General features: G+C 66.9%; 14 protein-coding genes and 1 tRNA gene. 9 read left to right on the top strand and 6 right to left on the bottom strand.

The annotated features are described in order from the left end of the window. Nucleotides 1–5 precede the first annotated feature (5 nt). The 4 genes from ACFORO_RS00340 (at nucleotide 6) to ACFORO_RS00325 (ending at nucleotide 2590) form a co-directional block, all read left to right on the top strand. A complete protein-coding gene (locus ACFORO_RS00340) occupies nucleotides 6–776 on the top strand; it encodes a phosphotransferase (protein WP_377872868.1) in 771 nt (256 codons plus the stop codon). Between the two features lie 157 nt (nucleotides 777–933). Beyond that, nucleotides 934–1104 (top strand): DLW-39 family protein, encoded by a 171-nt coding sequence (locus ACFORO_RS00335; RefSeq protein ID WP_020663676.1) that lies wholly within the window; start codon nucleotides 934–936, stop codon nucleotides 1102–1104. A gap of 28 nt (nucleotides 1105–1132) precedes the next feature. Beyond that, nucleotides 1133–1205: transfer RNA gene (locus tag ACFORO_RS00330), tRNA-Ala, on the top strand. 731 nt (nucleotides 1206–1936) lie between these two features. Further along, nucleotides 1937–2590: a hypothetical protein gene (locus ACFORO_RS00325; RefSeq protein WP_377872869.1), complete on the top strand. Its 654-nt coding sequence runs from the start codon at nucleotides 1937–1939 to the stop codon at nucleotides 2588–2590. A 24-nt stretch (nucleotides 2591–2614) separates the two neighbouring features. On the opposite strand, the gene ACFORO_RS00320 is transcribed toward ACFORO_RS00325, so the two are convergent. Both ACFORO_RS00320 and ACFORO_RS00315 read right to left on the bottom strand, forming a co-directional pair. Further along, on the bottom strand, nucleotides 2615–3673 hold the full coding sequence (locus ACFORO_RS00320) for an ankyrin repeat domain-containing protein (protein ID WP_377872870.1): 1059 nt from the start codon (nucleotides 3671–3673) through the stop codon (nucleotides 2615–2617). 46 nt (nucleotides 3674–3719) lie between these two features. Further along, nucleotides 3720–4130 (bottom strand): MarR family winged helix-turn-helix transcriptional regulator, encoded by a 411-nt coding sequence (locus ACFORO_RS00315; protein ID WP_377872871.1) that lies wholly within the window; start codon nucleotides 4128–4130, stop codon nucleotides 3720–3722. A gap of 121 nt (nucleotides 4131–4251) precedes the next feature. On the opposite strand from ACFORO_RS00315, the gene ACFORO_RS00310 reads away from it, so the two are divergent. From ACFORO_RS00310 to ACFORO_RS00300, 3 genes are all read left to right on the top strand, one after another. Continuing rightward, complete coding sequence (locus tag ACFORO_RS00310; RefSeq protein ID WP_377872872.1) at nucleotides 4252–5094, top strand: LLM class flavin-dependent oxidoreductase; 843 nt, start codon at nucleotides 4252–4254, stop codon at nucleotides 5092–5094. 271 nt (nucleotides 5095–5365) lie between these two features. Continuing rightward, a complete protein-coding gene (locus ACFORO_RS00305; protein ID WP_377872873.1) occupies nucleotides 5366–6277 on the top strand; it encodes an alpha/beta hydrolase family protein in 912 nt (303 codons plus the stop codon). A gap of 111 nt (nucleotides 6278–6388) precedes the next feature. Continuing rightward, nucleotides 6389–7030, top strand: coding sequence for a hypothetical protein (locus ACFORO_RS00300; RefSeq protein ID WP_377896476.1), 642 nt, complete (start codon nucleotides 6389–6391; stop codon nucleotides 7028–7030). 432 nt (nucleotides 7031–7462) lie between these two features. On the opposite strand, the gene ACFORO_RS00295 is transcribed toward ACFORO_RS00300, so the two are convergent. After that, nucleotides 7463–8107: a TetR/AcrR family transcriptional regulator gene (locus ACFORO_RS00295; protein ID WP_377872875.1), complete on the bottom strand. Its 645-nt coding sequence runs from the start codon at nucleotides 8105–8107 to the stop codon at nucleotides 7463–7465. 86 nt (nucleotides 8108–8193) lie between these two features. Between ACFORO_RS00295 and ACFORO_RS00290 the strand changes: the two genes are divergently transcribed. Beyond that, nucleotides 8194–10248: a HelD family protein gene (locus tag ACFORO_RS00290; protein WP_377872876.1), complete on the top strand. Its 2055-nt coding sequence runs from the start codon at nucleotides 8194–8196 to the stop codon at nucleotides 10246–10248. Here ACFORO_RS00290 and ACFORO_RS00285 read toward each other — a convergent pair. Together ACFORO_RS00285 and ACFORO_RS00280 are read right to left on the bottom strand one after the other, a co-directional pair. Next, on the bottom strand, nucleotides 10230–11429 hold the full coding sequence (locus ACFORO_RS00285; RefSeq protein ID WP_377872877.1) for a glycosyltransferase 87 family protein: 1200 nt from the start codon (nucleotides 11427–11429) through the stop codon (nucleotides 10230–10232). The two genes, ACFORO_RS00290 and ACFORO_RS00285, sit on opposite strands and share 19 nt — an antisense overlap. A 21-nt stretch (nucleotides 11430–11450) precedes the next feature. Beyond that, complete coding sequence (locus tag ACFORO_RS00280) at nucleotides 11451–12182, bottom strand: AraC family transcriptional regulator (RefSeq protein ID WP_377896475.1); 732 nt, start codon at nucleotides 12180–12182, stop codon at nucleotides 11451–11453. A gap of 172 nt (nucleotides 12183–12354) precedes the next feature. Here ACFORO_RS00280 and ACFORO_RS00275 point away from each other — a divergent pair, with 172 nt between their 5' ends. After that, nucleotides 12355–13671, top strand: coding sequence for an amidase (locus ACFORO_RS00275; protein WP_377896474.1), 1317 nt, complete (start codon nucleotides 12355–12357; stop codon nucleotides 13669–13671). Here ACFORO_RS00275 and ACFORO_RS00270 read toward each other — a convergent pair. Further along, nucleotides 13668–16052: an ATP-binding cassette domain-containing protein gene (locus tag ACFORO_RS00270; RefSeq protein WP_377872880.1), complete on the bottom strand. Its 2385-nt coding sequence runs from the start codon at nucleotides 16050–16052 to the stop codon at nucleotides 13668–13670. The two genes, ACFORO_RS00275 and ACFORO_RS00270, sit on opposite strands and share 4 nt — an antisense overlap. Nucleotides 16053–16054: the final 2 nt, after the last annotated feature.

Below are 16054 nucleotides of genomic sequence, written 5' to 3'. Positions count from 1 at the left end.
GTGGCATGACCGGCGAGGATTTGGGCGAGGGTTGGGACAGCGTCGCGACGCTTGTCGACGGACGGTGGGTAGAGCGGCGGCCCAAGCGGGACGAGGTGCGTGCTTGGCTGCTTCGGGAGACAACGGTGCTGCCGTGGCTGGCTCCGCAGCTGCCGTTGGCGGTGCCGGTTCCCGTTGTGTGGCAGGAAAATCCGCTGGTCGTGCGGCACGAATTGGTGCCAGGCGAGCCGGGCGAACTGACCGCTGACGATGGCCGCGCGCTCGGCCGATTCCTCCGCGCGTTGCACAACGCGGACGTATCCAAGGCACGCGAACTTGGTGCGGTGCCGGAAGATCTGGCCCTCGATGCCGTTCCGCCGTTGCTCGGTCCGCTGGCAGATCGCGCTCGCGCTTTGCTGGCGGAGGCTGAGGACTATCCAGCAAACACCGTGGTGCACGGAGATCTCGGGCCCGAGCATCTGCTCAAGCAGGACGGCCAGTTGAGCGGAGTGATCGACTGGTCCGACGTGTCGATCGGCGACCCTGCGCGGGACCTGGCGTGGCTGCTGTTCTGGACGTCGGCGGAGTGCGTCGCGGCGTTCTCCGCGGAGTACGAGGTCACGCCCGAACTGCGTCGGCGCGCGGGGGCGTGGAACCAGCTGGGCCCGTGGTACGAGGTGACGTACGGACTGGAGAACGACCGGCCTGACCTGGTCGAATCGGGTCTCGCCGGCACCCGCGCGCGGCTCGGGGAGACGAGTCAGCCCTGCCGGGAAGAGAAGGACCGGCAGGGCTGAGTGATGCGCGGTCACTGGGACCGTCTGATTCAACGGATCGATCACTCCGGATATTCCCGGTGTTCCACGTGGAACGAGAGACGGAACCGCCGGACGGGACGCACGGCGGGTCCGGTAGCATCGAGGGGTAGCGCAAGCACTCAGAAGGGGGCTTCAGGTGAAGAAGCTGTTGGCACTCGCGGTCGTCGCGGGCGGCGTCCTGTTCGTCGTCAAGCGGAACAAGGCCGCCAAGGCCGAGGCTGACCTGTGGCGTGAGGCCACCACGCCTGCCGCCCCGTCGGCGAACGGCAGCGCGCCGGCCAAGGCCGCGGACGCGTCCCGCAACTGACCCACACTCGCGGACCCCGGTCCGCACTGGGCCTGTAGCTCAATTGGTAGAGCACCGCCTTTGCAAGGCGGGGGTCAGGGGTTCGATTCCCCTCAGGTCCACCCGCGATCCCCGTTCGGCCAGCGCCGGGCGGGGATTCGTGCGTTCCGGGGGCGCTGCGGAATCTGCTTCAACCGGTCGATGATCTTCAGGACGGCACCCCCGAACACCTGATTGAGCGCGGGTTCCTGGTAGTCCTCGCTTCGGAAAGCCGACCTGGTGACCAGGTGGCGGCCCACTTTGAAGGACAGATCCCGGTGACGCGCGCGGGTGGCAGGTCGCGTGGTCGGCGTAGGCGGTGCCGTCCTGACACGTTGTACTCGTCCGAGTGGACGAGGCCGCCCATGGTCACGTAGGTCTGCAGGTCGCCGCAGGTCTCGCGGCTGACCGGATGGGACTTGACCGACTTTGCGATTCCGGGTCGGTGGCCAGCCGCCAGACGATGTCCCGGTCACTCGACATGCCGTCGCTCTGGTACTGCTTTTGGCCGATGCCGAGGGACAGTTTTGTACGTTTCGTTCTTGCATCAGGAACGGGTTCATGACCGCGCAGGCGTCGTAGACCGGGTGTCGGCCGGAAGAGCCTTGCCCGCGACCGCGGTGCCGCGTCCGGCTGCCAGCAGTGCTGACGCCGCGAGACAGCCCAAAATCCTGGCCTACTTGGAAACCATCAAGACCCTTGCGCTCGTGCCCGTCAGAGTAACGAATGATCCGGCCGATGGCTTGACTTCAACTTCTCTTGAAGTTCCATCCTTCGGGAGTCATCGCTGAACTCGAAGGGATACCGAAGATTCATGACTGTCAACCAAGTCGCGCGTCCTGACTTTGCCCGCCAGGACGTTCGAGCTGTACTGGTCGCAGAGACAGCCGTCGGGGCGACGGATGTGCTTGCAGAGCTGAAAAACGAGCAGTGGCCTGGGGGGCTGATTTCGTTTAGTGCGTTGGCCAGTACCGACGGGGAAGCGTCGTTGGTCTACACCCAGTGGGCGGAGGGAACCTCGGACCCCGGGTTCGTGCGTCGGGTTTCCGGAGGCGACCCCGTTGAGTATCGCTTGTACCGCAGCGGAATTCGGGAGGATTCGGCGGTTCCGGGGTGCGTTGTCGTGGTGAGTGTCGAGTTCGACGGTGCTGATGCGCAGCGGCAGCGGCGTTGGGTGGACACCGTGTTCGGTGCGTTGGGCAGTGAAGAAACGCCCGCGCCCGGCGGGCTCTCCGGGCACTTCCATGTCAGCGCCGACGGGACTCGGGTGCTCAACTATGCGGAGTGGACTGACGAGCAGGCACATCGCGACGCGTTGGCACGGTCCGGCCGAGGGACCGTCGGGGTGTCTGACGAGTGGCGGAAGGTGCAGGAATTTCCGGGAGTGCGTGGTAGCGGATTCCGGCGTTATCGGATGGTGCGCAGTCTGTCGCTTGGAATGTCCGCGAAGGAATCAACGGTCGCATAGCTTTGTCGGCGTGGGGCTGTCCGGCTAGCGGTTGTATGGGGGCGAAGCCATCGGCAACGGGGTCGGGTTGAGCCGGACCCATGCGACGGCGAGTTCGGACAGCCGCGACAGTTCTTCGTCGGTTCCGTTGCCGGAGCGGGTGCGCTTGGCGAGAGCCTGTGCCTCTTCAAGTTCGGGCAGCGGGGTGCCCGACGCGAAGTAGCCGGGGAGTGCGTCGGCCATCGCGCGGAAGGATCGGTCCCAGTTGCCGCTGCCGTTGTCGAGGATCTCGCGAGCGATTTTCCCGGTCACGCGGATCGCTTCTCCCTGCACGGTTTCCGCCGCGCCCGAGGACGGTACGAGCAGTTCCCACAGCTGATCGTGCTGCTTCTGCCAGGCACCGTCGGGCACCGTGATCGGGGAGGTTCCGTCGTGGATTAGTCGCGGCGGGACCGGTTCGACGTCGAATAGGCGGTACAACTCCTGCAGTCCGGCGTCGGTCTCGTCGAGGAAGTCGCGGTTGAAGCTCTTGCGGTGGAACTCGAAGTTGGTGCCGATCCGGCGGACCAGGTCTCGCGCCGCGTCCGGCACGGGTGCGCCGGCTTCGAGGAGAAGCGCGGCAGTTTCGGCCATGCCCGCGATCCCGATGTTCTCGGTGTGCCGCAGTCCGAACAGGAGCGGCGTGAGGTTCGGCTTGCCGTCGATCGTGGCGTGGACATTCGCGCCGTGTTCGATCAGTACTCGCACGGTTTCCGGTCGCTGTCGGCTGGCCGCGCCGTGCAGTGGGGTGCCGCTGTAGCCGCGTGACCGTTCGATGTCAGCGCCGAGGGAGAGCAACAGCGGGATCTGCGCTGCTGCGCCTCTTGCGGCACGTGTCCACAGTGGAGTTTCGCCGTATTGGTTGGCCGCGTCTACGTCGAGGCCTTGCTCGACTAGCCAGACGATGAGTTCGTCCGGGCAGCCGAGGTATCCGATCGCTGTTTCCTTGCCGTATCCGCCGCGAGCGTCCAACTCGGTGCGTTCGAACACCGCCTGGAGTTCGGCGAGCGACGCGGACGTCAGCATCTCGTCGAAGTTCTTCGGCAGCGTCTTTCGCTTGCGCATCGGCGGTTTCTCCTTGGCAGGGCGTCCAGAGCCGCCAGCTTAGTGATCAGGAGGGCAGTTCGGATTTCAATCGGTGCTGCAGTTCGATGAGCGTCTGCCGGACCAATTCCAGCCGTGCCAGGTCTAGGCCGTCGGTGGTGCGCAGTGCCAGATCGTCGTACGCCGCTTGCATTCGGTGCAAAGCGGCGCGGCCGGTCGGGGTCACCTCGAGCAGTTTGGCGCGTTGGTGCGCGGGATTCGGACGGTAGCTGGCCAGGTCGTCGTCGACGAGCAGGTCGGCGACTCGTTGGACGCTTTGCCTCGTGTGGCCCAGCTGCGTGGCGATGGTCCCGACCGGGGCGGGTTCCGCTTCGACCGCGGCCAGCACTTGGTACCGCGCGACGCTCAGGCCGGTGGGGCGGGCGATGCCGTTTCCGACTGCTTCCAGGACGTCGGAGAGCCGGATGACCTCGTCCATCAGGTCATTGTAGGCGTCGCAGGCCTTCTTGACAGCATGCTGTCGTATCGCTAGCTTGTCGGACATGACAGCATGCTGTCATTCACTGCGGGGCAATGCAACAGCTCGAGAGGATCATCTGGTGCGGATCGGCATAGGACTTCCGAATCAAGTGCGCGACGTCGACCCCACGGTCGTGCCGCGGTGGGCGGCGCGGGCGGAGGAGGCGGGGTTTTCCTCGCTGGCGACGATCGGCCGGTACGCGTATCCGGGCGTGAGCGACACGGTTGCGCTGGCGGCCGCGGCTGGGGCGACGGAGCGGATCGGGCTGCTCAGCGGCGTGTTGCTCGCGCCGACGTGGCCGGCTGCGTTGCTGGCCAAGGAAATCGCGAGTATCGACGGCGTTTCCGGGCACCGGCTGACGTTCGGCGTCGGGGTGGGGCTTCGGGAGGAGGAGTTCACCGTGCCTGGGCTTGGGGCGCGTGGGCGCGGGGCGCGGTTCGATGCTGACCTGGAGATTTACCGCGAGGTGTGGGACGGCGAACCGGTCGGGGAGAACGCGGCGGTGCCGAGCGGGACGCGGCAGGTGCCGATGTTGTTCGGCGGCTATACCGAGCAGGCGTTGCAGCGAATGGTGCGGTGGGGCACGGGTTACATCGCCGGTTCGGGCTCGGTGGCGGCAAGCGCGCCTCGGTTCGAAGCGGCGAAACGTGCCTGGAGCGAGGGTGGTCGGGCTGGGGTGCCGCGGCTGGTTTCGTTGGCCTACTTCGTTTTGGGGGACGTCGACGCTGGGTTGGCGAATGTGCGGGACTTCTATCGGTTGGCTCCGAAGGAAGTCGCGGACAGTGTGGTGCCTTGCTCGTCTCCGGAGCTGGTGCGGAAGTCCATTGCGGATTTCGCCGAGCTGGGTGTGGATGAGTTGATCTTCGTGCCGGTGACTGACGAGGTGGACGAGGTCGCTCGGCTGGCGGACGTCGTCAGCTGACCATCGTCCAGGAAGATGACTCCGACATCGGGGGCTCATCCGGGACATCACCGATGTTCCCGGTGCCGGGCGGCTCCAAGCTGAAGTCATGAGACTACGCGTAATAGCGATCATCGCGGCGATGCTTGTCGTCGTCGGGGCGGGGACCGCGCAGGCGGCACCGAGATTGGCGTTGCCACAGCCTGGCGGGGCCAGTCTGATCGGGACCAGGACCTTTCACTTCACTGACACTTCCCGTGCGGATCCATGGGTTCCTTCGCAGCGGCGGGAAATGATGGTCACGCTCTGGTACCCGGCGCAGTTTCCGGGATGGCGGGGCACGCAGTACCTCACGCAGCGGGAATCGGAGCTGATGGTGAAGGCGGCGGGCGATCCGCCCCTGCCCAAGGACCTGCTGACGAAGGTTCGTACTCATTCCACTGTGGACGCTCTGCCGCAGTTCCGGCGGATGCCGCTGGTGGTGCTCTCTCCTGGGTTTACGTTGCCGCGCGCGACGTTGTCGTCGCTGGCGGAGGAGCTGGCCAGTCGCGGGTACGTCGTGGCGGGGATCGGCCACAACTACGAGGCGGTCGCTACCACCTTCCCGGACGGGCACACGACGGAATGCGTGGCAAATGACATCAAGGACTGGAAGAAGCTCGCCAAAACCCGGGCGGCGGACGTGTCGTTCGTGCTCGATCAGTTCGTCGGACCGCGTCCGGTGTGGGGCGGCGGACGGCTGATCGACGAGCGGCGGATCGCGATGATCGGGCATTCGATCGGCGGAGCCAGCACCGCGCCGGCGATGCTGGCCGACCGGCGGATCCGCGCCGGGGCGATGCTGGACGGCATGTACTACTTCCCGGTGACCGGGCTGGATCGGCCGTTTCTGCAGTTCGGGGCTCCGGTGCATCAGCCGGGCGGGACGGTCGATCCGTCGTGGGACGCGGCGTGGCGCGAGATGACCGGATGGAAGCGGTGGATCACCGTCGACCGTGGCGACCACAGCATGTTCACCGATGAACTGCTGCTCTTCCAGCAGGCTGGGAGGCAGTTGCCGGGGGTCGAGATCGATCCGTTGCGGGGGATCCGGGTCGGCGAGGCGTATCTGACCGCGTTCCTCGACGAGCACCTGCGCGGCGTGCACCAGCGGCTGCTGGACGGCCCGTCGCCGCGGTTCCCTGAAGTGCGGTTTTGGGGCTGAAAGTCGCCGCTGGAAAAGTCCGCGGAATTTCTTCGCAACCCCCTCCGGCGGTGTGCGTCTCTATAGGCAAAGGGAAAGCCAAGAGCTGGTCAGGGGAGAATTGAAATGCTCATGAAGACTGTCAAATTGGCCACCGTCGGAGCGGCTCTCGGCGCGGTCGCGCTGCTTTCCGCGTGCTCTGGCCAGAATTCGGCAGCCCCGGCGAGCAACCAGTCCGCCCCGGTCAACGTCGCGGCTAAGAGCCAGGTCCAGCAGCCGAATACGCCGGTCAAGAAGGGCGGCAGCGGCGGCGGCGGGGCCAGTTCGGAGGACGTTAATTGCAGTGCGCTTGGCGGAACTGTCGGGCCGCGCAAGGTTGATTTGATCGCGGACGCAACCAAAGCCGGTACCGTTGGATGCACTGAGGCGTTCAATGTTATGACTGAATACTTCGACAAAATCGACAAGGCCGTCGGATCCAACTACATGCTGACGGTCCAGGGCTGGCAATGCCTGACCGACACCGGCGCGGAGGGCACGCACGAGATCCGTTGCGCGAAGGACGGTCTCAAGATGCACACGACTCCGCCGAAGGACGAGAACACGCCGGACCCGCAGGAGCAGGGCACGGGGTACAACGGGGTGCCGATCGACCCGCCCACGGCGCAGGACCAGGGGACCGGCTACCACGGGGTTCCGGTTGACCCGCCGAACGCGCAGGACCAGGGGACCGGGTACAACGGCGCGCCGATCGACAATCCGGACCAGAACTGAGTTGCGCCGCTGAGGAAGCAGGGCCAGGCCTTCCGGGGCCTGGCCCTTTTCGTGCGGCGGGTAGCAAGGCGAAGATGGGTTTCGTCCAGCCCGTCGACGCCATCCACCGCAGCTGCCAGGCCAGACTGTCGCGCGCGGCCCGGGCGGAGAACCGGGGCGCGTTTCTCGCGGACGCCGAGGCCAGCGGATTCGTTCCGTCCGCGTCCGTGGAAGTCCGGTTCGAGCAGGCGGATGCCCGAGTGGCGCAGCATCTCGCCATCGACGAAGGCGCCGAAATCACGGTGCGAGATCGGGTCATGCGGGCGGCCGGTTCAGCTCCGGCTCGAAGAGGCTGGTCATCCGCTCGGATCGGTTGCCGAGCAGGTCGGCGCGCGGATGCCGACCGCTGGAGGTCAACGACATGGTCCTCGCCGCTGACCGCTACCGGCTCTCTTATGAATGGCCCGCGGACTGACCCAGCACCGAAGACAGCCCATCCCTCAACACCCGATAAGCCGCCTCCGCTCGCGCAACTGCGTCTGGGTAGGTCTCATCAGCGCTCCGACCAGCACGAATCTCTCGGGCGTTGTGAAACCCCAAGATCCGCTGCGCCCCGAAAATCTGCGCCGCCACCAACCGCGCGGTGAACTCGTCCTCGATGCCGCACGAGGCCTGCAGTTCCTCCACCAGTTCCTGTTCCTTCGCCAGCAAGTAAGTGGCAAGCCGAGCCAACAGCGCTGGCGTTGAGTACAGGAGGGTGTGGCACGTGATCGCGTCCGGCGAGTCGTTCAGGCCGGTCAGCGGGTCTTGTTCGGCCAGACGGTCCAGGAAAGACCGTTCCAAAGCGGACAGCGCCGACACTCCGTCCGGGCGGGCACGGACGATCTCCGCGGGGCCGTTGTCGTCGGCGAACTGGTGGATGACCAGGTCTTCCTTCGTCGGGAAGTACGCGAACAGCGTCGGCTTCGAGATCTCGGCTTCGGCGGCTATGTCGGCCACCGAGACGCCGTCGAAGCCGGATTCCCGGAACAGGCGCAGCGCCGCCGAGGCGATGGTTTCCCTCGTGCGGCGGCGTTTGCGCTCGCGCAGTCCTGACACGGGCGTCAGCCTAGCCGGAACTCCAACCCGGATAAAAACTTGACTCGGTTGTATATTTAACTTAGTCAAGAAACAGGGGGCGGGGAGTGGAACCAGAGATCCGGGCGGAGCGCGAGTATCTCCAGGCCTGTCACGCGGAACTGGACCGTATGCGGGAGGAGATCAAGACCGCCATCGCGACGGGGACGGGCGAGGGCGACGCGGTCGACGACAAGTACTTCAACCACGTCCTCAGGCAGTTTCGCATCGAGATCGCCGAGGAGCTAGCGGATATTGACGAGGCACCGCTCTTCTTCGGTCGGCTCGACTACCCGCCGGGCGAGGTTTACGAGGCGGCGCGCGGGTCGCATACTCGGTCGCCGCGACATGACCTGGTTTACCTGGGGCGCAGAGGAATCCGCGACGACGACGGCGAACCGCTGGTGATCGATTGGCGGGCGCCGCTCGCCAGGGCGTTTTACGAAGCCGATCACGATCATCCGATGGGGGTGCGGGTCCGGCGTCGGTACGGGTTCGACCAGGCCGGGGTGCTCAGCGCGTTTGAGGACGAGCCGCTCGATCGGCCTGGGTCCGCAGCGAATCGGCTGCTCACCGCGGAGATCGAGCGGCCGCGGCAGGGGCCGATGCGGGACATCGTCGCCACGATCCAGCCGGATCAGATGCGGTTGGTTCGTGCGCCGGTTGACCGGACGCTTTGCATTCAAGGCGCGCCGGGGACGGGTAAGACCGCGGTGGGGCTGCATCGGCTCGCGTATCTGCTCTACACCGAGCGGGTGCGGCTGCAGAAGGCCGGCGGGGTCGCGGTGATCGGGCCGAACCGGTCGTTTCTCGCTTACATCGCGGGCGTGCTTCCGGCGCTGGGCGAGGTGGCGGTTTCCCAGGCCACGATTGACGAATTGACCGGGGCGGGGCAGCTGGCCGAGCACATTGACGATCCGTGGACGGCGCGGATCAAGGGTGACGTCCGGATGGCGGAGGTCGTTCGGAGACATCTGTGGGCGCGGATCCAGCCGGTCGATCGGACGCTCGAAGTCAAGTACCAACACCGGACTTGGCGGTTGTATCCCGAGGACATCGCCGAGGAATTAAGGGAAATCCTCAGTCGCGGCGCGGACTACAGCGCGGGGCGCGAATTGCTGGCTCAGCGGCTCGCGCATCGGGTCTTGCGCGAGATGGAGCGGTCCGGCGGCACGAGCGCGACACTCCATCAGCTCCGGCGCAACGCTGCGATCAACAAAGCGGTCCGTGACATGTGGCCTGCGGTTGAGCCTGCGCGGTTGGTTTATGACCTGCTTACGGACCGAACGACGCTTGCTCAAGCGGCCGAAGGGATCCTCACCAATGAGGAACAGGATGCTCTAATCCGGCCAAGGCCGCGCAGTCGTAAGGCGATGACCTGGTCCACGCTCGATCTGGCGTTGCTGGACGAGGTCGCGGCGCTGGTCGAGCGTCCGGCGAAACTTGGGCACGTCGTGGTGGACGAGGCGCAAGACCTCAGCCCGATGCATCTGCGGGCGATCGCGCGCAGATTGGCGGGGGCATGCACGGTTCTCGGCGATGTCGCGCAGGCGACCAGTCCGTCCGCGGTCCGCGAGTGGACCACCGTGCTCACCCATCTCGACCGGCCCGGCGGACGGATCGAAGAACTCACGCACGGCTACCGCGTTCCGGCGGATGTCCTCGACTTCGCTGCTCGGCTGCTTCCGCACATCGCGCCGGAGCTGCGCAGTCCCACGTCGTTCCGGCATTCCGCGGATGCCTTGCACCTGACCGAAACGGACGAGACAGTCGCCGCCGCGGTCGACGCTTGTGCGAAGGCGCTGATCCAAGAGGGATCGATCGGGTTGCTTGCGGCGGACGCGGATGTTCCGGAGTTAAGCCAGGCTCTCGCCGAGCGAGGGTTGGACCACGCGGTGTTGGGTACCGAGGGGACCGCGCGGATCACGGTGGCGCCGGTGAGTTTGGCGAAGGGACTGGAGTACGACACGGTCCTGGTGGTCGAACCGGCGCGCATTGTGGCGGCGGAAGAGCGTGGGCTGCAACGGTTGTACGTCGCGCTCACTCGCGCGGTCAGCACGTTGCACGTCCTCCACACCGATCAGTTGCCGGAGCCGTTGCTGGCTCAGACCGCAGCGGTTTGACGGCGCGTCGAGAAGAACTGCCAGCCGAGGAATCCCAGCGCTAGCAGCAAATAGCTGTTGCCGATCAGGTGCTCGACGGGACCCCAGGACAGCTCAAGGTACCCGTTCTTCGGCAGCCACGAGTGCGGTGCGATCACGAAAATCGCGGCCACGGCAGCCAAACCGGCGACCGCGATCCGGGTGTGGGCGCGAGCGGCGAACAGGACGATCGCGGGCACGATCCACACCCAGTGGTGCGACCACGAAATCGGCGAACACACCAGAATCGCCGCCGTATTGAGCAGAAACGCCATCGGCGGGTCGGCGCGCAGCATCGCGGGAACGGTCAGCGCGAGCGCGGCCAAAGTCAGCACTGCGACCAGGATCAGCGTCGGGGTGTCCGGAAGTCCGAACCGGTGCACCGCGCCCTGGATGGTCTGGTTCGTCGCGAAAATCGACCCGCTCATGCCGGACGCGCCGGTCAGTCCGCCGCCGAACCAGTACTTCATCGACGCTTCCGGCGCGATCACGAATCCGGCCACGCCAGCGAGCACGAAGGTGACCACTGTGGTCACGATCGCACGGAAGTCCTTCTTCAGCAGGAAGAACAGCAGGAACCCGGCCGGAGTGATCTTCATGGCGGCGGCGAGGCCCAGCAGGACGCCGCGTGGCAGCCGGGTTCGCGGGCCGAGGCAGTCGATCACCACGAGCGCCATCAGGATCAGGTTGATTTGCCCGAACCACAACGTTTCGCGGACCGGTTCGAAGGCCAGCGACCCGGCACCGACCAGCAGCGCGGCCAGCAACGCGGTTCGCCGCCGGGCATGCGGGCGGACCACGACGTAGACGGTCCCGCAGAGCGCCGCGAGCGAGACTGCGAGCATCAAGATCGCGCCCAGCGGCAGCGGCATCGCGGCGAACACCAGGAACACGACGGCCGCGAACGGCGGGTAGATGAACGGCAGGATCAGCCCGGCGCGGGTGGGCGGGAGCGGGCCGTAGACGTCCTCGCCCTGGGCCAGCGCCCGCGCGCCGGACCGGTAGATCTCCAGGTCGAGCGGCCACATCGTGCAGACGAGCCAGAGTATCGCCGCCGCCACCGCCACCGAGGCGATGACCAGCGCGAACACCGTTCGCCGACGGCCGCCGACGTCGTCTAGCCACCGGCGCAGCGCGACAGCGGGGGGCCGGAGGGAAGTCACTCCGCGATCATGCCGGTGCGATCACCCGTTCGCGCAGTGGGGGCGGGACCAGGCCACTTCGTCGACCGCGAGCCACGGGGCGTTCGCGGCGGCCGCGGGGGTGATTCCGGCGAAGGCTTTGACCTCGTGGTGCAGGTGCGACTGGTCGACATATCCGCTGTCCGCGGCCACCGAAGCCGGGCTTTCGCCAGCGGCCAGCCGGTGTACCGCGTGGTCGAAACGGACCAGTTGCGCGGCGCGTTTCGGGCTCAACCCGAGCTGGCTGCGGAAGCGGGACCACAGCCGTTTCCGGCTCCAGCCGGTCTCGTCGGCCAGTTGTTCGATCCGCACCTGACCGTGGCGCGCGTCCATCCGCTGCCAGGCGAAGGCGATTTCCGGGTCGACCGTGCGACCGGCCTCGTACCGTTTCCCCAGCGAGGCTTCTACCAGCGCAAACCGGTCGTTCCAGGAGTTGAGGGCGCGGAGCCGGGCGGGCAGCTCAGTAGGCCAGACGTCCTCAAGGGACACGACCTCGCCGCTGAGATCCGTCCCGAGCACCGCGTGCGCGACCCCGGGGGACAGCCGGATCTGCATGCATTCGATGTCCTGCCCGCGCACACGCATCCCCTGCGGAGCGAGCCCTGCGACAACACTGCCGCGAGCGACGTCGTTGACGAGCAGCCGTTCGCGCAGATTGACGAACAGCGTGACCGCCGGATACGGGACCACCGTCAAGTCGACCAGGTCGACGGTGTCGCCGACAAACCCGGCCATCTGGACACCGGGCAGCCGACTCGGTCGGGACGGCACCGCGATGCTGTGTTTGATGGCGCCGGCTCCGCCGTCGCGGGCGGGATCGCCTTTAAGTCGGCGTGTCGAGGAGCAGCGCACCCGGCCCGGGGGGCCGTGCACGCTGCTCCTCGACACGCCGACGCGATCCCGCGTTGTGGTCCTGATCTGGTACGCGGAGCGTGCGCGCTTCGATAGCTGGACTGACGACGAGGTCCGCGCTGCCGCGAAAGCCGCCGCCGACGCTGTGGTCCAGTGCCCGCCGGAGGACCTGCCGCCGTTCCACGGGATCCCGTTGCCGATCAAGGACCTCGCCACCGTCAAAGGCTGGCCGACCACCTACGGCTCGCTGGCCACCGACCGGGCTCCGCAGCCGAAGTCGGATCCGCTCGTGCAGCGCTTCGCCGACGCCGGTTTCCTCCCGCTCGGCAAGACCACGACGTCGGAATTCGGCGCGGTGCCGTTCACCGAAAGCGAGGCGCAGGGCATCTCGCGCAACCCGTGGGACCCGGACCGCACGCCCGGCGGTTCGTCCAGCGGCTCCGGGATCTCCGTTATCGCGGGAATGGCTCCGGTCGCGCACGCGGAGGACGGCGGCGGCTCGATCCGCATCCCGGCGTCGTGCACCGGTCTCGTCGGATTGAAGCCGACCCGCGGTCTGATCACGAACGCCGTGGTGGAGGTCGAAGGTTTCGCGACCAGCGGCGTCGTGAGCCGGACGCTCGTCGACACCGCCGCGGTGCTGGACGTCATCGCGCGGCACGACCCCGGTGCGTGGTGGTCGCAGCCGACGCCTACGCGGTCCCTTGCTCAGGCGCTGACTAAAGAACCGCCAGCTGGCCTGCGGATCGGCGTCCTCACGACGTCCCTGATCGACGGCATCACCGTCGACCCGGCTTGCCTGACCGCGGTCGACAAAACCCTCCGCGCGCTCGAAGAAGCCGGACACCAGATCGTCGACAAACCGCTTCCGCTGCCGACCTCAGCGGAGCTGATCTCGACGTTCATGAAGGTTTGGAATGTCGCCAGCGCAGGCATCCCGCTGGTCGACCCGGACCGCGTCGAACCGCACAACCGAGCCCAGCGCGAAGCCGCGAAGTCGGTCGATTCCTGGACGTACGCGGAGAGCGTGCACAAGACCCAGGTGCTGTCGCGACGCATTGTCGAGGCCTTCACCGACAGCTTCGACCTGCTGGTCACGCCCACCATGGCCTGCCTGCCGCCGAAGGTCGGCGCGTGGCGGGCGAGCGGAAACCCGGTGGTGGCCGCGTATCCGATGGGCGTCTTCACGTCGCTGTTCAACGTGACCGGCCAGCCGGCGATCTCCCTCCCGCTGCACCACGACGAGGCCAGCGGCCTGCCGGTCGGCGTCCAGTTGGTCGCCGCGCCGTGGCGGGAAGACCTGTTGTTGCAGGTCTCCCGCACGCTGGAGCAGGCACTGCCCTGGACGGACCGGCGGCCGCCGGTGAGCTAGCCGACGTAGGCGGCCAGGTGCTTCCCGGTCAGCGTCCGCTTCTTCTTCACCAGCTCGGCGGGCGTTCCCTCGAAGACCACCTGGCCGCCGTCGTGCCCGGCGCCGGGACCGAGGTCGATGATCCAGTCGGCGTGCGCCATCACGGCCTGGTGGTGCTCGATGACGATCACCGACTTGCCCGATTCGACGAGGTGGTCCAGCAGTCCGAGCAGCTGTTCCACGTCGGCGAGGTGCAGGCCGGTGGTCGGCTCGTCGAGGATGTACACACCGCCGTTCGATCCCATGTGCGTCGCCAGCTTCAGCCGCTGCCGCTCGCCGCCGGACAGCGTGGTCAGCGGCTGGCCGAGCGTCAGGTAGCCGAGCCCGACCTGCTCCATCCGCTCGAGAATCCGGTGCGCGGCCGGGGTTTTCGCGTCGCCTTCGGCGAAGAAAGCGGTGGCCTGGGCGACCGACATCGCGAGCACCTCGCTGATGTCCCGGCCGCCGAAGCGGTACTCCAGCACCGAGGCGTCGAACCGCTTGCCCTCGCAGACCTCGCAGGTGGTGGCCACCCCGGCCATCATCCCGAGGTCGGTGTAGATGACGCCGTTGCCGTTGCAGTTCGGGCACGCGCCCTCGGAGTTGGCGCTGAACAGCGCGGGCTTCACGTTGTTGGCCTTGGCGAAAGCCTTGCGGATCGGTTCGAGCAGCCCGGTGTACGTCGCCGGGTTGCTCCGCCGCGAACCGCGGATCGGGGCCTGGTCCACCGATACGACGTCATCGGATTCCCGAATGGACCCGTGGATCAGCGAGCTCTTGCCCGACCCGGCGACCCCGGTGATCACGCACAGCACGCCGAGCGGGATGTCGACGTCGACGTCCTGCAGGTTGTGCGTGTTCGCGCCGCGGATTTCCAGCACGCCCGTGCGTTCCCGCACCGACGGCTTGAGCGAGGCACGGTCGTCCAAGTGCTTGCCCGTCAACGTCTTGCTCGCGCGCAGACCGTCCACAGTGCCCTCGAAACACACCGTGCCGCCGTTCGTGCCCGCGCCCGGACCGAGGTCGACCACGTGGTCGGCGATCGCGATCGCCTCCGGCTTGTGCTCCACGACGAGGACGGTGTTTCCCTTGTCCCGCAACCGGAGCAGCAGTTCGTTCATCCGCTGGATGTCGTGCGGGTGCAGGCCGATGGTGGGTTCGTCGAAGACATACGTGACGTCGGTGAGCGACGATCCGAGATGCCGGATCATCTTCACCCGCTGCGCCTCGCCGCCGGACAGCGTGCCCGCCGGCCGGTCCAGCGACAGGTAGCCGAGCCCGATCTCCACGAACGATTCGAGCGTCTCGTGCAGCGACTTCAGCAACGGCGCGACCGACGGTTCGGACAGCTTCCCGACCCAGTCGGCGAGGTCGCTGATCTGCATCGCGCACACGTCGGCGATGCTCATCCCGTCGATCTTGGCCGACCGCGCCAGCTCGCTCAGCCGCGTCCCGTCGCATTCCGGGCACGTCGCGAAGGTCACCGCCCGGTCCACGAACGCGCGGATGTGCGGCTGCATCGCCTCGACGTCCTTGGACAGATACGACTTCTGGATCCTCGGCACCAGACCCTCGTAGGTCATGTTGATGCCTTCGATCTTCATCCGCGTCGGTTCCTTGTACAGGAAGTCCTGCAGCTCGCGCTTCGTGTACTTGCGGATCGGCTTGCTCGGATCGACCAGGCCGGAACCGCTGTAGAGCCGGTAGTTCCAGCCGCCCGGGGTGTAGCCGGGGATGGTGAGCGCGCCGTCGTCGAGCGATTTCGTGTCGTCGTACAGCTGGGAAAGGTCGATGTCGTTGATCGAACCGCGGCCCTCGCAGCGGGCGCACATGCCGCCGGTGATGCTGAAGCTGCGCCGTTCCTTGATCTCCTTCCCGGCGCGCCGCACGGTGACCGCGCCCGCGCCGCTGACCGAGGCGACGTTGAACGAGAACGCCTGCGACGACCCGATGTGCGGCACGGCGAGCCTGCTGAACAGGATCCGCAGCATCGCGTTGGCGTCGGTGGCGGTGCCGACCGTCGAGCGCGGATCGGCCCCCATCCGCTGCTGGTCGACGATGATCGCGGTGGTCAGCCCGTCGAGCACGTCGACCTCGGGCCGGGCCAGCGTGGGCATGAAGCCCTGCACGAAACTGCTGTAGGTCTCGTTGATCAGCCGCTGCGATTCCGCCGCGATCGTGCTGAACACCAGCGAGCTCTTGCCCGAGCCGGACACCCCGGTGAACACCGTCAACCGGCGCTTCGGGAGTTCGACGCTGACGTCCTTGAGGTTGTTCACGCGGGCGCCCTGCACGCGGATCAGATCGTGGCTGTCAGCGGCGTGCTCCGACGAGGGCGTGGGCTTCCCCTTGGCCTTGGTCATCG

This window comes from Amycolatopsis halotolerans, from assembly GCF_042647905.1.
GTDB lineage: Bacteria > Actinomycetota > Actinomycetes > Mycobacteriales > Pseudonocardiaceae > Amycolatopsis > Amycolatopsis halotolerans.
The sequence above is the reverse complement of the archived record's forward strand: the minus strand, read 5'-3'. Positions and strand labels throughout refer to the sequence as shown.

Coding starts and splice junctions, on each gene's coding strand:
- ACFORO_RS00340 (WP_377872868.1), top strand. CDS start 6: ATGACCGGCGAGGATTTGGGCGAGGGTTGGGACAGCGTCGCGACGCTT.
- ACFORO_RS00325 (WP_377872869.1), top strand. CDS start 1,937: ATGACTGTCAACCAAGTCGCGCGTCCTGACTTTGCCCGCCAGGACGTT.
- ACFORO_RS00320 (WP_377872870.1), bottom strand. CDS start 3,673: ATGCGCAAGCGAAAGACGCTGCCGAAGAACTTCGACGAGATGCTGACG.
- ACFORO_RS00315 (WP_377872871.1), bottom strand. CDS start 4,130: ATGGACGAGGTCATCCGGCTCTCCGACGTCCTGGAAGCAGTCGGAAAC.
- ACFORO_RS00305 (WP_377872873.1), top strand. CDS start 5,366: ATGATGGTCACGCTCTGGTACCCGGCGCAGTTTCCGGGATGGCGGGGC.
- ACFORO_RS00300 (WP_377896476.1), top strand. CDS start 6,389: ATGAAGACTGTCAAATTGGCCACCGTCGGAGCGGCTCTCGGCGCGGTC.
- ACFORO_RS00280 (WP_377896475.1), bottom strand. CDS start 12,182: ATGGCCGGGTTTGTCGGCGACACCGTCGACCTGGTCGACTTGACGGTG.
- ACFORO_RS00270 (WP_377872880.1), bottom strand. CDS start 16,052: ATGACCAAGGCCAAGGGGAAGCCCACGCCCTCGTCGGAGCACGCCGCT.